The sequence below is a fragment of the Xenophilus arseniciresistens genome, assembly GCF_028023875.1.
In the GTDB taxonomy this organism is placed as follows: domain Bacteria; phylum Pseudomonadota; class Gammaproteobacteria; order Burkholderiales; family Burkholderiaceae_C; genus Xenophilus; species Xenophilus arseniciresistens.
This window is the reverse complement of the sequence record NZ_JAQIPB010000006.1, coordinates 296,258-309,684: the sequence shown is the minus strand read 5'-3', so window position 1 is coordinate 309,684 and position 13,427 is coordinate 296,258. Positions and strand designations below refer to the sequence as shown.

Here is a 13,427-nt window from a genome sequence, read left to right as displayed (position 1 = left end):
AAAACAGAGAAATCAGCCCGGTGCCGGCCGGGCGCGGCGGCGCCACCATCCAAGGCTGCGGCCCCCGAGCGGCCGGTCGAGTTGCTGTTCGGCAAATGCGACCGCGGCAGCCAGCCCATCGAGCGAGATGCCGGTGGCCAGGCCCGACTGCTGCGCCAGCAGCACCAGATCCTCCGTCGCCAAATTGCCTGCGGCACCGGGCGCAAAGGGGCAGCCGCCGATGCCGCCGGCACTGGCGTCGAAGCGGCGGATGCCGGCCTCGAGCGCGACCCACGCATTGGCCACGCCGAAGCCGCGCGTGTCGTGCAGATGGACGCCCGTCTGCGCCACGGGAATGCTGGGCGCGGCGGCCCGTAGCAGCGCGCGCACCTGCCCGGGCGAGGCGGCACCGATGGTGTCGGCCAGCACGATCTCGTCAGCGCCGGCCGCAAGCATGCGCTCGGCGAGTTCAACGACCACGCCGGGCGCGACGGCCCCCTCGAACGGGCACTCCACCGCCACGGCGACGTAGGCGCGCGTGGCGAGCCCGTGCCCGCGCGCCGCACGCAGGGTTTCTTCAGACACGGCGGTCGCGTCGGCCAGGCCCATGTTGATGTTGCGCCGGTTCATGGTTTCGGTGGCCGAGAGCACCACCGCGACCTCGCGGGCGCCGGCCGCCAGCGCCCGGTCCAGGCCCTTGAGGTTCGGCGCCAGCACCGAGGCGCGCAGCCCCGGCGCGGCCTGCGCAAGACCGGCCAGCACCGCGGCGGCGTCGGCCATCTGCGGCACCGCCTTGGGCGAAACGAAGCTGGTGGCCTCGATGCTGGGCACGCCTGCGGCCGCCAGCAGGCGGATCAGTTCGAGCTTGGCCGGCGTGGACACCGGCACCGGTTGGCTCTGCAGCCCGTCGCGCGGCGACACGTCGGTGACGACGATGCGCTCATCCGTCGCCTGCAGCACGCCCTGCCCCTGCGTCATGCGATCACTCCGGCCGCCCGCAGCGCGGCAAGCTGCGGCGCGGGGTAGGCCAGCAGCTCGCGCAGCACCTCCTCGGTGTTTTGGCCGATCGCGGGCGGCGCCGTGAAACGCGTGTCGTCTTCCTCGGTCGCTTCCGACAGCTTGATGGGGTTGCCGGGCATGCGCACGCTGCTGCCATCGGCCAGCGGCACTTCCACCACCATGTGGCGGGCCAGCACCTGTGGATCGGCCAGCGCCTGGGCAAAGTCGTTGACCGGCCCGCAGGGCACGCGCGCCGCGCGCAGGCGGGCCAGCCAGTGGGCCGAAGTGTCCTGCGCGAAAAGCTCGTTCAGCACCGCGTCGATGCGCGCCTTGTCGGCCAGCCGGGCCGGCTGGTGCCTGTACTGCGGCTCGCGCAGCGCCGGGTGCTCGATGACGTCCAGCAGCCGCTCGAAGAAGGCGTCGCCAATGCACGCGACGATGATGTGGCCGTCGCGCGTGGCGTAGGTGTTGTAGGGCACGTGCACGAAGTGGCTGTTGCCGATGCGCTCGGGCAGCCGGCCCGACATGAGGTGCATCGTGGCCATGTAGTTCAGCATCGACACCTGCGCGTCGAGCATGGACACGTCCACATGCTGGCCGCGGCCGGTGCTCTCGCGCGCCGTCAGCGCGGCCAGCACGCCGAGCGCGCCGAACAGGCCGCCGCCGAGGTCGCCGATGGGAATGCCGGCGCGGATCGGCGGGCCGTCCTGCAGCCCCGTGATGCTCATGCCGCCGCCCATGGCCTGCACCACCTGGTCGAAGGCCGGGCGGTGGATGTCGGGCCCGGTCTCACCGAAGCCGGTCACCGAGCAGGTCACGATGCGCGGATTGATCTGCGCCAGCGCCTCGTGGTGGATGCCCAGCCGCCGGGTCACCCCGGCCGCGAAGTTGTCGAACACCACGTCGGCCTGCCTCACCAGGTCGTGGAACACGGCCCGGCCGGCATCGGCCTTGAGGTCGATGCACACGCTTTCCTTGCCGCGGTTGAGGGTGAGGAAGTACGCGCCCATGCCCTGGCGCGAATGCTCGGGGTCCCGCGCCAGCAGCTCCCGCGTGCCTTCACCGCGTCCGGGCGGCTCCACCTTGATGGTGCGTGCGCCCAGGTCGGTCAGCAGCATGGTGCCGTAGGGACCGGAGAGCATGTGGGTCAGGTCGAGGACCAGCTTGCCGTGCAAAGGTTTCATGAAAAGGGGTGTTCAGCGGCTCTGTGCCCGTTCATCGCAAGGGGCATGCCAAAGCCCGAACGGTGGATTCATCCCTTTCAAATCAATGACTTGCGTGCCACCGCCTGCCTGGTCAGAATGCCGGATCCGTTTCATGAAACGCGATGAAACGTCGCAAGAATGATGGCCAGTCCTCCCCTTCGCAAAATCCGCCTGTGCTTCCTCAGCTATGCCAACCTGAGCCGCATGGCCATGGAGGTCGCGGCCGAGTTCGAGGCGGTGGCAGAGATCGAGTTCGTGGACCGCGCCTTTGACGACGCCGTTGCCCAGGCGCGCGAACGCGAGCAGGCCAAGGCCGTGGACGCCTTCGTGAGTGCCGGCTCCAACGCCGCGCTGCTGAAGGCGGCGCTCGGTGCGCCGGTGGCGACCATCAAGGTCACGGGCTACGACATCCTGGTGGCCCTGCGCGCGGCGCGCCAGCTCGACCGGCGCGTGGCGATCATCACTTACGGCGACACCATCGCCGAACTGGACGCCGCCCGTGCGCTGCTCGACATCGAGATCGCGCAACGCGCCTACCGAACGCTGCAGGACGCACGCATCGCCTTCGACGAACTGGTCGCGCAGGGCTTCAGGGTCTTCATCGGATCGAGCATCGTGGTCGAGCTGGCTGAAGCCGCCGGGCTGCGCGGCATCCTGGCCTATTCGCCGGCTTCGGTGCGCCAGGGCTTCCAGGACGCGGTGGAACTGGCCCGCGCCGCGCAGCGCGACGCCGCGCGCTACGACCAGCTCAACGGCGTGCTGCACAACCTCCAGGAAGCGGTGCTCGCCGTCGATGTGAACGGCGTGGTGATCGCGCTGAACACGCCGATGGAACGCGTGCTGGGCCAGTTGCGTGCCACCGTGATGGGCCAGCGCCTGGACGAGGTGCATCCCCTGCTCTCGCTCACCGACACGCTGGCCAGCCGCGCGGAGGAGCGCCAGCGCGTCACGCAGATCGACCGGCGCGAATGGCTGGTCAACCGCACCCTGATGCGCGAGCGCGGCGAAGTGGTGGGCGCCATGGTCACGCTGTATGACGCGACCACCATCGAGCAGGCCGACACCGCGCTGCGCACGCAGCGCCGCAGCCGCCAGCATCCCAGCGCGCGCTGGCACTTCGATCAGCTGCAGGGCGACAGCGTGGCCTTCGAGCGCGCACGCGCCAGCGCCCGGCGCTTCGCGACCTCGGGCAAGACCATCCTCATCACCGGCGAAAGCGGCACCGGCAAGGAACTGTTCGCGCAGGCCGTGCACAACGCGAGCGCCCGAAGCGACCGCCCCTTCCTGGCCATCAACTGCGCGGCCGTGCCCGAGACGCTGCTGGAAAGCGAGCTGTTCGGCTACGAGGAAGGCGCGTTCTCGGGTTCGCGCAAGGGCGGCAAGGTCGGCCTGCTGGAGGCCGCGCACACCGGCACGCTCTTTCTCGACGAGATCGGCGACATGCCGGTGCTGCTGCAGACACGGCTGCTGCGCGTGCTGCAGGAGCGCGAGGTGGTACGCGTGGGCGGCGTGATGCCGGTGCCGGTGGACGTGCGCGTCATTGCCGCCACCAACCAGCCGCTCGATGAACTGGTGCAGAGCCGGCGCTTCCGTGCCGACCTCTACTACCGCCTCAACATCCTGCGGCTGCGGCTGCCGCCGCTGCGCGATCGCGCTGCCGACGTGCAGGCCCTCGCCCACGCCTTCGTGGCCCGCAGCCTGCGCGAGCTGGGTTGCCGCATCCCGGCGCAGGAACTGCTGGCGCCGCTCGCGGCACGCCTGCAGGCCTACCGCTGGCCCGGCAACGTGCGCGAGCTGGAGAACGTCTGCGAGCGCATGGCGGTGGTGTTTGCAGACCGCAAGCAGCTGAGCGCGGCCGGCTACGAGGACCTGGCCGCAGACTGCCCCGAGCTGTTCGTCACGGCCGAAGGCGCAGGCACGGCGCCGGGTTCCGCGGGCGTCTCGGCGCAGGCCATCGCCGACGCGCTGGCCGCCTGCAACGGCAGCCGCGCCGAAGCGGCTCGCCGGCTGGGCATCAGCCGATCGACGCTGTGGCGCCGGCTCAAGGAAGGCGAAGCGCAGGCGCCCGGCTGAACGCGACCCGAGCGCGCACCGCAAGGCCTGCCCAAGGCCCGTGCGGCGGTGCGCGGAGAATGTCCAGACCCCCGTCACCTCGGCCTCCACCATGCCCAATCTCCGCCGCTACCGCATCGACCCCGACCGCGCCTTCAGCCTGTCCAGCATCGACCCCGGCGCCAAGCCCTTTGCCGAAGGCAGCAAGGACGAGCAGATCGCCCTGCTCGACACGCTGGCGCAGGAGCTGGACGAACTGCAGAACCTGCTGCATGCCGAGAACCGGCGCAAGCTGCTGCTGGTGCTGCAGGGCATGGACACCAGCGGCAAGGACGGCACCATCCGCTGGGTCTTCTCGCGCACTTCGCCGCTGGGCGTGCGCGTGTCGGCCTTCAAGGCGCCCAGCGAGGACGAGCGCGCACGCGACTACCTCTGGCGCTGCCATGCGGTGGTGCCGCGCACGGGCGAGATCATGGTCTGGAATCGCAGCCACTATGAAGACGTGCTGGTGCCCGTGGTCGAAGGCTGGATCGACGAGGACGAAACCGCGCGCCGCTATGCGCAGATCAACGACTTCGAGCGTCTGCTGACCGAGACGGGCACGGTGGTCGTCAAGTGCATGCTGCACATCAGCAAGGACGAGCAGCGCGAGCGCCTGCAGGCCCGCATCGACGAGCCCGGCAAGCAGTGGAAGTTCGCGCTGGGCGACATCGACGCGCGCAAGAAGTGGGACGACTACCAGCGCGCCTACGAAAGGCTGCTCCCCGCCACCTCCACCGCGCACGCGCCCTGGCACGTGATCCCGGCCGACAGCAAGCGCCATCGCAACCTCATGGTGGCCAGGCTGCTGGTGCAAACGCTCAAGGGCATGAAGTTCGTGACGCCCGCAGGCGATCCAGCGCTCAAGGGCCTGGTCATCGAGTAGGCCCATGCCGGGGCGCATGCCGCTGCGCCTTGCAGGGACATTCAGACCACCGGGTTGACCGTCGCCCACTCATGCAACATCATAAGTTACATGAAACGCGACAGCCGACTCTCGTCCGTCCTCCATGCGCTGCTGCACATGGCCGAGCAGGATGGACCCATGACTTCCGACGCCCTGGCCCAATGCCTGGGCACCAACCCCGTGGTCGTCCGGCGCACCATGGGTTTTCTGCGTGATGCGGGCATCGTCAGTGCCGACCGCGGCCATGCCGGGGGCTGGCGCATCCAGGCCGATCTGCGCAACATCACCCTGCGCCAATTGCATGAGGCGCTGGGCGAGCCCGCGATGTTTGCGATGGGCATCCGCAACGAAGCGCCCGAATGCCTGGTCGAACAGGCCGTCAATGCCGCGCTCGAAGAGAGCTTTGCCGAGGCCGAAGCCCTGCTTCTGAAGCGCTTCTCTCAGATCACGCTGGCCGATCTGGCCAAAGACTTTGCGCGCCGCCATGCCGCGGTGCGCCGTGCAAGGAAATGAGCACCATGCCCGCACCCCATGATGTCATCGTCATCGGCGGCAGCTACGCCGGCATGGCCGCTGCCCTGCAACTGCTGCGCGCGCGCCGCTCGGTGCGCGTGATCGACGCGGGCGAGCGCCGCAACCGCTTCGCCAGCCATTCGCACGGCTTCCTGGGCCAGGACGGCGTGCCGCCCGGGCAGATCGCGGCCCAGGCGCGCGCGCAGTTGCAGGCCTACCCCACCCTGAGCTGGCAGGACGGCCGCGTGGAAGCCGTCAGCGGGCAGCTCGACGACTTCATCGTGCGCACCGCGGACGGCGCCGTGCACCGCGCGCGCCGGCTGCTGCTGGCCATGGGCGTGAGCGACCAGTTGCCCGCAGTGCCCGGCCTGGCCGAACGCTGGGGCCGCGCCATCTTCCATTGCCCCTACTGCCATGGCTACGAGCTGGACCGGGGCCGCATCGGCATCATCGGCGCCGGGCCGCTCTCCTCGCACCAGGCCGAACTGCTGACCGACTGGGGCGATGTGACCCTGCTGCCCAACGGCGTCACCGAGCTGGACCCGGCGCTGCGCGAGACGCTGCAGGGCCGGGGCGTGCAGATCGAGGAAACGCCCATCCGCCAGATCGAAGGCCATGCCGATGTGTGCCTGGCCGACGGCCGGCTGCTGCATTTCGCGGGCCTGTTCACGGCCACCCGCACCGCACCGGCCGGCACGCTGGCGCAGAGCCTGGGTTGCGCGCTCGAGGAAACGCCCATGGGCCTGCAGATCCGCACCGATGCCGAAGCCAGGACCAGCGTGCGCGGCGTCTTCGCCTGCGGCGATGTGGCACGCGTGCCGCATTCGGTCTCGCTGGCCGTGGGCAGCGGCGCGATGGCCGGCGCGCAGGTGCATCGCTCGCTGCTGTGGCCGCAGACGCTGTGGGCATGACAACCCCCTTCACCGACCCCGCGCAGGTGGCCGGCTATGCGCAGCGCACCGAGCGGCTGGTGCCGGGCCTGCACGACCTGCACCGCATGGCCTGCGTGCTGCTGGCCGAAGGCGCTGGCGACGATGCGCGGCTTCTCGTGCTGGGCGCGGGCGGCGGGCTGGAGCTCAAGGCCTTCGCAGACCTTCAGCCCAGCTGGCGCTTCGACGGCGTGGACCCCTCGGCGCCCATGCTGCAGCTGGCGCGCGAAACACTGGGCCCGCTGGCCGCGCGGGTGCGCTGGCATGAAGGCCTGATCGACACCGCGCCGCCCGGGCCTTTTGACGGTGCGAGCTGCCTGCTGACCCTGCACTTTCTGCCGCCTGCGCAGCGCTTGGAAACACTGATGGCGCTGCACGCGCGGCTGTGCAGCGGCGCGCGGCTGGTGGTGGCGCAGCACAGCTTTGACCTGCAAGGCCCCGAGGCCGAACGCTGGCTGCGCCGCAACGCGGCCTTTGCCGATCCTTCATGCCGGCCACCGGCCGATGCGGCGCAGAGCATCGCGAACATGCGCAAGAACCTGCCCGTGCTCGCGCCCGCGCAAGACGTGGAGCTGATGGCCCGCGCGGGCTTTGCCAACATCGAACTGTTCTACAGCGCCTTCAGCTTCAAGGGCTGGGTGGCCACCCGCCCCTGAAATGAAACAGCCCCCACGCTCCCCCGCTTCGCGAGGTCCGCTGCCCCCCGGGGGGGCCTCAGTGCCTTCGGGCGGCCGGGCGCCACTGAGAAAAAAACAAACCCGGCCGAAGCCGGGTTGTTGGGGAGAGGCTCAGGCCTCAGGCGTCCAGTTGCTCCAGCCGCGCCAGCTTGCGCTGCGACAGGTGCTTGAACAGGCGCGGCAGGATCAGCACGGCCAGCACGACCACGATCAGCGCCAGCGACATGGGCCGCTGCAGGAACACCATCGCGCTGCCTTCGCCGATGGACACCGCGTTGCGAAGCTGCGCCTCGGCCAGCGGGCCGAGGATCATGCCCACCACCACCGGCGCCGTCGGAAAGTCGAAGCGCCGCATCACCACGCCCAGCAGGCCGATCACCAGCAGCAGGTACAAATCGAAGGTGCTCTGGCGCATGCCGTAGGCGCCCACGGTCGCGAAGATCAGGATGCCGGCATAGAGCTGCGGCTTGGGGATCTTGAGCAGCTTGACCCACAGGCCCACCATGGGCAGGTTCAGCACCAGCAGCATCACGTTGCCGATGTACAGCGAGGCGATCAGCGCCCACACCAGCGCGGCCGAGGTGGTGAACAGCTGCGGCCCGGGCTGGATGCCGTAGTTCTGGAAGGCGCCCAGCAGCACGGCGGTGGTGTTGCTGGTCGGGATGCCCAAGGTCAGCAGCGGGATCATCGCGGCCGTCACGGTCGCATTGTTGGCCGCTTCGGGCCCGGCCACGCCTTCGATGGCGCCTTGGGTGCCGAACTCGGCCTTGTCCTGCGGGTCCTTGACCAGCTTCTTCTCGGCGGCGTAGCTCAGGAAGGTCGGGATCTCGGTGCCGCCGGCCGGGATGCAGCCAAAGGGCGTGCCGATGGCCGTGCCGCGCAGCCAGGCCGGGATGGAGCGCTTCCAGTCGCGCGCCGTCATGTGGACGCGGCTGAGCTGGTTCTGCGTTTCCTTCACGCGCCCTTCGAAGAGCACCGCATGCAGCACCTCGGCCACCGCGAACAGGCCCACGGCCACCAGCACGATGTCGATGCCGTCCATCAGTTCCGGCACGTTGCCGATGTAGCGGCCCTGGCCCGAGATCTGGTCCAGGCCCACGCAGCCGATGGCCAGGCCGATGAACAGCGCCGTCATGCCGCGCAGCGTGCTCTTGCCCAGCACCGCGCTCACGGTGGTGAAGGCCAGCACCATCAGCATGAAGTACTCGGGCGGGCCCAGCTTGACGGCGAACTCGGCCACGCTGGGCGCGAACAGCGTCACCACCACGGTCGCGATGGTGCCGGCGAAGAAGGAGCCGATGGCCGCCGTGGCCAGCGCCGCGCCGGCGCGCCCGCTCTTGGCCATCTTGTTGCCTTCCATCGCCGTGACCATGGAACTGGTCTCGCCCGGCGTGTTCAGCAGGATGGAAGTGGTGGAGCCGCCGTACATCGCGCCGTAGTAGATGCCGGCGAAGAAGATCATGGAGGCGGTGACGTCCACCTTGGCCGTGATGGGCAGCAGCATGGCCACGGCCACGGCCGGGCCGATGCCGGGCAGCACGCCCACGGCCGTGCCCAGGGCGCAGCCGACCAGGCACCAGATCAGGTTGGAAACGGTGATGGCCTGGGCAAAGCCCTGCAGCAGTGCGTTGAAGATATCCATGGCAGTTGCGCCCTCAGAGCCAGCCGGAGCGGGTCAGGCCCGGCAGATTGATGGCCAGGAACTGGGTGAACATCCAGAACACGGGCGCGGCGATGACCAGGCCGGTGACCAGGTCCTTGATCCAGGTGCCGATGGCGCCGGCCAGCGCCTGCCCCTGCGAGCGGCGCAGCCCCTGCACGGCCAGCAGGTAGCACAGCGCGCAACTCAGGATGAAGCCCAGGTGCACGATCAGCGCCGCGTTCAGCAGCAGGCCCGCCGTCACCCAGACCAGCCCACTCCAGTTGGCCGGCTCGGCGGGGCCGGCGTCGGGGTCCATCTCGCGAAAGCCGCCCGTGCGTGCCTCCCAGGTGATCCACAGGCCGCAGATGGTGAGCACCACGGCGCACAGCCAGGGCATGAAGTTGGGCCCCACGCCGCCGTAGCCTGCGTCCGACGAAATGCCGCGCGCGCCGATGCCCAGCCCGATGCCCGTGAGCGTCACGCCCACGCCCACCAGCGTCTGCGGCCAGTTGCCACCCGCCCCGCCTGCGGGTGTGCCCGATGTATTTGTTGTCATTGGAACTCCTCAGGAGATAGGCCCAGAACGCGCCGCGCCTGTATTCATCCAAGCCGGCAAGCGAAGCGAAGCCCTCAGGGCACCCACGGCACCGGCTTTGCCGGACCGTTGGGTGCGCCCCCTTCGGGAACCAGAAGGGGGAGCCGCGAAGCGGCCTGGGGGTTGCTTACTGCACCATCCCCGCCTTGGTCATCACATCGCGCAGATTGGCGAACTCGGCCTCGACGAACTTGTCGAAGTCCGGGCCGCTGAGCACCGCGGGCGTCCAGTCGTTCTTCTTCACCGCCTCGGCCCACGACGGGCTCTTGACGGCGGCCAGCACCATGTCGGTCAGGGCCTTGCGCTGCTCGGCGCTGATGCCGGGCGCGCCATACACGCCGCGCCAGTTGCCGATCTCCACATCGATGCCCTGTTCCTTGAGCGTGGGCACCTTGCTGCCTTCCAGGCGCTGGGCCGAGGTGACGGCGATGGGCTTCATCTTGCCGTCGGCGATGTAGGGGGCGAACTCGCTCATGCCGCTGCCGCCGACCGTGACGTTGCCGCCCAGGATGGCGGCGATGGCCTCACCGCCCCCGCGGAAGGCGACGTAGTTGATCTTGGCCGGGTCCACGCCTGCCTTCTGCGCGATCATGGCCGCGGCGATGTGTTCGGTCGATCCGCGCGAGCCGCCGCCCCACTTGACGCTGCCCGGGTCCTTCTTGAGCTGGGCGACCACGTCGGCCATGGTCTTGAAGGGCGAATTGGCCGGCAGCACGAACACGTTGTATTCGCTGGTGATGCGCGCGATGGGCGTGGCCTGCGAGAGGTTCACGGGCGGCTTGCCGGTGATGATGCCGCCCAGCATCACGGCGCCCATCACCATCAGCGCGTTCGGGTCGCCCTTGGAGCCGTTGACGAACTGCGCCAGGCCCAGCGCGCCCGCGGCGCCGCCCTTGTTGTCGTAGCTCACCGAATCGGCCAGCTTGGCGTCCGTGAGCGCCTTGCCCAGGGCGCGGCCGGTGATGTCCCAGCCACCGCCGGGATTGGCCGGGATCAGCATCTTCACGTTGGCTGCGGCGCGCGCCGAAAGGGGCAATGCACCGGCGGCGGCCAGCGCGGCCAGCGATTTCAGGAAGGTGTCACGACGCATGATGTCTCTCCTTGTTGGACGGGTGAAGGCACGGAGCCCGGGGCTGACCAGCACCTGACTCGGCGCCTGTCGCGTGGCTATGATGCGCGCCCCGCCTGTCAGTTGGCTGTCCAGCGGACTGGGGTTAACACTAGGGCCTGTTAACAGGCCCTAGAACCCTCACGCGCCATCGCCTTAGAAACGACATGAAGCTGCTGCTGATCGAAGACGACCCGGGCATGCAACTGACCCTGCAGCGCAGCCTGGGGCGCAGGCAGATCGACGTGCGCGTGTGCGGTGACGGCGCTGCCGCGCTGGCGCTGTGGCAGGCGCACGAGCCCGAAGTGGTGGCGCTGGACCTGAGCCTGCCGGGCCTGGACGGCCTGCAGGTGCTGGCCCAGGCGCGCGCCGCGGGCCTGCGCACGCCCGTGCTGCTGCTCACCGCGCGCGGCACCGTGGGCGACCGCATCATGGGCCTGAATGCCGGCGCCGACGACTACCTGCCCAAGCCCTTCGACCTGGACGAGCTGGAAGCGCGCCTGCGCGCCCTGCGCCGCCGCGCGCAGAGCGCGGCCGGCCTGCCCGCCACCGAGTCCATGCAGTGGCAGGTGGGCGCCCTGCACGGCGATGCCGAAGGCGCGATCTACCTGCGCGGCGAGCCGCTGGAGCTGACGCCGCGCGAGCTGGCCCTGCTGCGCGCGCTGATGCCCAAGCCCGGCCACGCGGTGAGCAAGGAAAGGCTGTTCGAGCTGGTCTTCCCGGGCCAGGCCGATGTGCAGTACGAAGCCATCGAGGTGGTGGTCTACCGCCTGCGCAAGAAGCTGCAGGACACGGGCGTGCAGCTGGTCACCCTGCGCGGCCTGGGCTATTTGCTGCGCGAAGGCTGATGCGCCGCACCTCCCTGCGTTTTCGGCTGCTGCTGGGCCTGCTGGTGCCGGTGGTGCTGTTCATCGTGCTCAACAGCATCAGCATCTACCGCCAGGCGCTGCAGGCGGCCACCACGGCCTACGACCGCACCTTGCTGGCCTCGGCCAAGACCATCGGCGAACAGCTGGACGTGGACGGCTACGACGAAACCGCCTCGCTGCAGGCCAAGGTGCCCTACTCGGCGCTCGAGGCCTTCGAGGCCGACAACCAGAGCCGCATGTACTACCGCGTGTCCACCCAGGCCGGCGAGATGGTCTCGGGCTTTGCCGAGCTGCCCTTCTGGCGCGGCCGCATCCCGGACCGGCCACCGTATTCGGCGCTGGTGGATTTCTACGACGACGTCTTCCGCGGCCTGCCCGTGCGCGTGGCCGTGCTGCTGCAGCCCGTGGCCAGCGAGCGCGGGCGCAGCATGGCCGTGGTGCAGGTGGCCGAAACCCTGGAGCTGCGCCAGACGCTGGCGCGCCGCCTGCTGCTGGACATGCTGTGGCGCCAGTTGCTGCTGCTGGCGGTGGTGGCCGCGTCGGTGGTCTTCGTAGTGCAGTGGGCCACGCAGCCGCTGCGCGCGCTGGGCCGCACGCTGGAGTCGCGCGCCGCCGACGATCTCTCGCCCGTGCGCGCGCCAGACCTGCCGCGCGAGCTGCAGCCCGTGGTGCAGGCGCTCACGGCGCTGATGCGCCGGCTGCAAAGCCTGCTGGACAACCAGAAGCGCTTCGTGCGCGATTCGGCGCACCAGCTGCGCACGCCGCTGGCCGTGCTCAAGGTGCAGGTGCAGTCCGCGCGCCGCGGCGACATGCCGCCCGAGCAGGCCCTGGCCGAGATCGCCGGCACCGTGGACCGCGCCACCGTGCTGGCCAACCAGATGCTGTCGCTGGCCAAGATCGAGCAGTTGCGCCAGGTGCCCGAATCGGAGCGGCTGGACCTGGCCGAAGCCGTGCGCCAGGTGGCGCTGGACGTCTCGCCGCTGATCGCGGGCCAGTCGCTGGATTTCGAGCTCGACGTGCAGCCGGCCTTCGTGCAGGCTCACCGCTGGATGCTGCAGGAGCTCACGCGCAACCTGCTGCACAACGCCATCAAGCACAGCCCCGCGGGGGGCGCGCTCACGGTGCGCGTGCGCGCGGTGGCCGGCCAGGCCGAACTGCTGATCTCCGACCAGGGCCCGGGCATCGGCCCCGAACTGCGCCAGCGACTGTTCGCGCCCTTCGCGGCGGGCGACAGCACGCGCGGCTCGGGCCTGGGGCTGGCGATCTGCCGCGAGATCGTGCAGGCCCTGGGCGGGCGCATCGCGTTGGACAATCGCCCCGGGGCCGGCCCCATGCCGGGGCTGGATGCCCGGGTGCTTGTGCCCCTTGCAAAGCCCTGAGGGCGCCTCCAGCTGGAAGGCCCTGCACCCCGATCGGAGAAGTCTTTTCCTTCATGGAGCGAATGCGCATCGACAAGTGGCTGTGGGCCGCCCGCTTCTACAAGACCCGTTCGCTGGCGGCCGATGAGATCGGCAAGCACCGCGTGCAGGTCAATGGCGACGTCGCCAAACCCGCGCGCGAGGTGAAGGTGGGCGACACGGTGGCCCTGCGCCAGGGCCCCGTCACCCGCACGGTGCATGTGCGCGGCCTCAGCGCCCAGCGCGGCCCTGCGCCGGTGGCCCAGCAGCTTTATGAGGAAACGGCCGAAAGCCTGGCCGCGCAGGTGCAGGCCCGCGAACAGCGGCGCCTGGCGCGCGAACCCGCACTGAGCATCGAGCAGGGCCGCCCCACCAAGCGCGACCGGCGCCAACTCGACACCGCGCGCCGCAGCGGGGCCCCCGGCTGGGGGGAGCGCTGGAGCGCCAGCATCGACGATTCCGGCGAGGAGCGGGGCTGACAGCGCCCCGACGCACGCCCGCAGCGGCCGTGCGGGC

Annotated in this window: 13 protein-coding genes; 8 read left to right on the top strand and 5 right to left on the bottom strand. The window is 70.0% G+C overall.

Annotated features, from left to right (window positions below):
- Positions 1 to 12 precede the first annotated feature (12 nt).
- On the bottom strand, positions 13 to 957 hold the full coding sequence (locus PGB34_RS14275) for a hydroxymethylglutaryl-CoA lyase (protein ID WP_271428750.1): 945 nt from the start codon (positions 955 to 957) through the stop codon (positions 13 to 15).
- Positions 954 to 2,162, bottom strand: coding sequence for a CaiB/BaiF CoA transferase family protein (locus tag PGB34_RS14270; RefSeq protein WP_271428749.1), 1,209 nt, complete (start codon positions 2,160 to 2,162; stop codon positions 954 to 956). The genes PGB34_RS14275 and PGB34_RS14270 overlap by 4 nt, the downstream gene beginning before the upstream one ends.
- 159 nt (positions 2,163 to 2,321) lie before the next feature.
- Between PGB34_RS14270 and prpR the strand changes: the two genes are divergently transcribed.
- From prpR to PGB34_RS14245, 5 genes are all read left to right on the top strand, one after another.
- Positions 2,322 to 4,256 carry a propionate catabolism operon regulatory protein PrpR gene (prpR, locus tag PGB34_RS14265; RefSeq protein WP_271428748.1) on the top strand — a complete coding sequence of 645 codons (1,935 nt, stop codon included), beginning with the start codon at positions 2,322 to 2,324 and terminating at the stop codon, positions 4,254 to 4,256.
- Positions 4,257 to 4,347: 91 nt separating this feature from the next.
- Positions 4,348 to 5,160: a PPK2 family polyphosphate kinase gene (locus tag PGB34_RS14260; RefSeq protein ID WP_271428747.1), complete on the top strand. Its 813-nt coding sequence runs from the start codon at positions 4,348 to 4,350 to the stop codon at positions 5,158 to 5,160.
- Positions 5,161 to 5,250: 90 nt separating this feature from the next.
- Positions 5,251 to 5,694 carry an Rrf2 family transcriptional regulator gene (locus PGB34_RS14255; RefSeq protein ID WP_271428746.1) on the top strand — a complete coding sequence of 148 codons (444 nt, stop codon included), beginning with the start codon at positions 5,251 to 5,253 and terminating at the stop codon, positions 5,692 to 5,694.
- 5 nt (positions 5,695 to 5,699) lie between these two features.
- Positions 5,700 to 6,605 (top strand): NAD(P)/FAD-dependent oxidoreductase, encoded by a 906-nt coding sequence (locus tag PGB34_RS14250; protein WP_271428745.1) that lies wholly within the window; start codon positions 5,700 to 5,702, stop codon positions 6,603 to 6,605.
- Positions 6,602 to 7,279: a class I SAM-dependent methyltransferase gene (locus PGB34_RS14245; RefSeq protein ID WP_271428744.1), complete on the top strand. Its 678-nt coding sequence runs from the start codon at positions 6,602 to 6,604 to the stop codon at positions 7,277 to 7,279. Before PGB34_RS14250 ends, PGB34_RS14245 begins: the two co-directional genes overlap by 4 nt.
- A gap of 139 nt (positions 7,280 to 7,418) precedes the next feature.
- Here the strand turns inward: PGB34_RS14245 and PGB34_RS14240 are convergent, their stop codons facing one another.
- The 3 genes from PGB34_RS14240 to PGB34_RS14230 form a co-directional block, all read right to left on the bottom strand.
- Positions 7,419 to 8,942: a tripartite tricarboxylate transporter permease gene (locus tag PGB34_RS14240; protein ID WP_271428743.1), complete on the bottom strand. Its 1,524-nt coding sequence runs from the start codon at positions 8,940 to 8,942 to the stop codon at positions 7,419 to 7,421.
- 13 nt (positions 8,943 to 8,955) lie between these two features.
- Positions 8,956 to 9,498 (bottom strand): tripartite tricarboxylate transporter TctB family protein, encoded by a 543-nt coding sequence (locus PGB34_RS14235; RefSeq protein ID WP_271428742.1) that lies wholly within the window; start codon positions 9,496 to 9,498, stop codon positions 8,956 to 8,958.
- A gap of 166 nt (positions 9,499 to 9,664) precedes the next feature.
- Positions 9,665 to 10,627: a Bug family tripartite tricarboxylate transporter substrate binding protein gene (locus tag PGB34_RS14230; RefSeq protein ID WP_271428741.1), complete on the bottom strand. Its 963-nt coding sequence runs from the start codon at positions 10,625 to 10,627 to the stop codon at positions 9,665 to 9,667.
- Between the two features lie 185 nt (positions 10,628 to 10,812).
- Between PGB34_RS14230 and PGB34_RS14225 the strand changes: the two genes are divergently transcribed.
- The 3 genes from PGB34_RS14225 to PGB34_RS14215 are packed head-to-tail and all read left to right on the top strand — an operon-like array spanning position 10,813 to position 13,390.
- Positions 10,813 to 11,493 (top strand): response regulator, encoded by a 681-nt coding sequence (locus PGB34_RS14225; protein WP_271428740.1) that lies wholly within the window; start codon positions 10,813 to 10,815, stop codon positions 11,491 to 11,493.
- Complete coding sequence (locus tag PGB34_RS14220) at positions 11,490 to 12,893, top strand: sensor histidine kinase (protein WP_271428866.1); 1,404 nt, start codon at positions 11,490 to 11,492, stop codon at positions 12,891 to 12,893. The genes PGB34_RS14225 and PGB34_RS14220 overlap by 4 nt, the downstream gene beginning before the upstream one ends.
- A gap of 53 nt (positions 12,894 to 12,946) precedes the next feature.
- Positions 12,947 to 13,390, top strand: coding sequence for an RNA-binding S4 domain-containing protein (locus tag PGB34_RS14215; protein ID WP_271428739.1), 444 nt, complete (start codon positions 12,947 to 12,949; stop codon positions 13,388 to 13,390).
- Positions 13,391 to 13,427 lie beyond the last annotated feature (37 nt).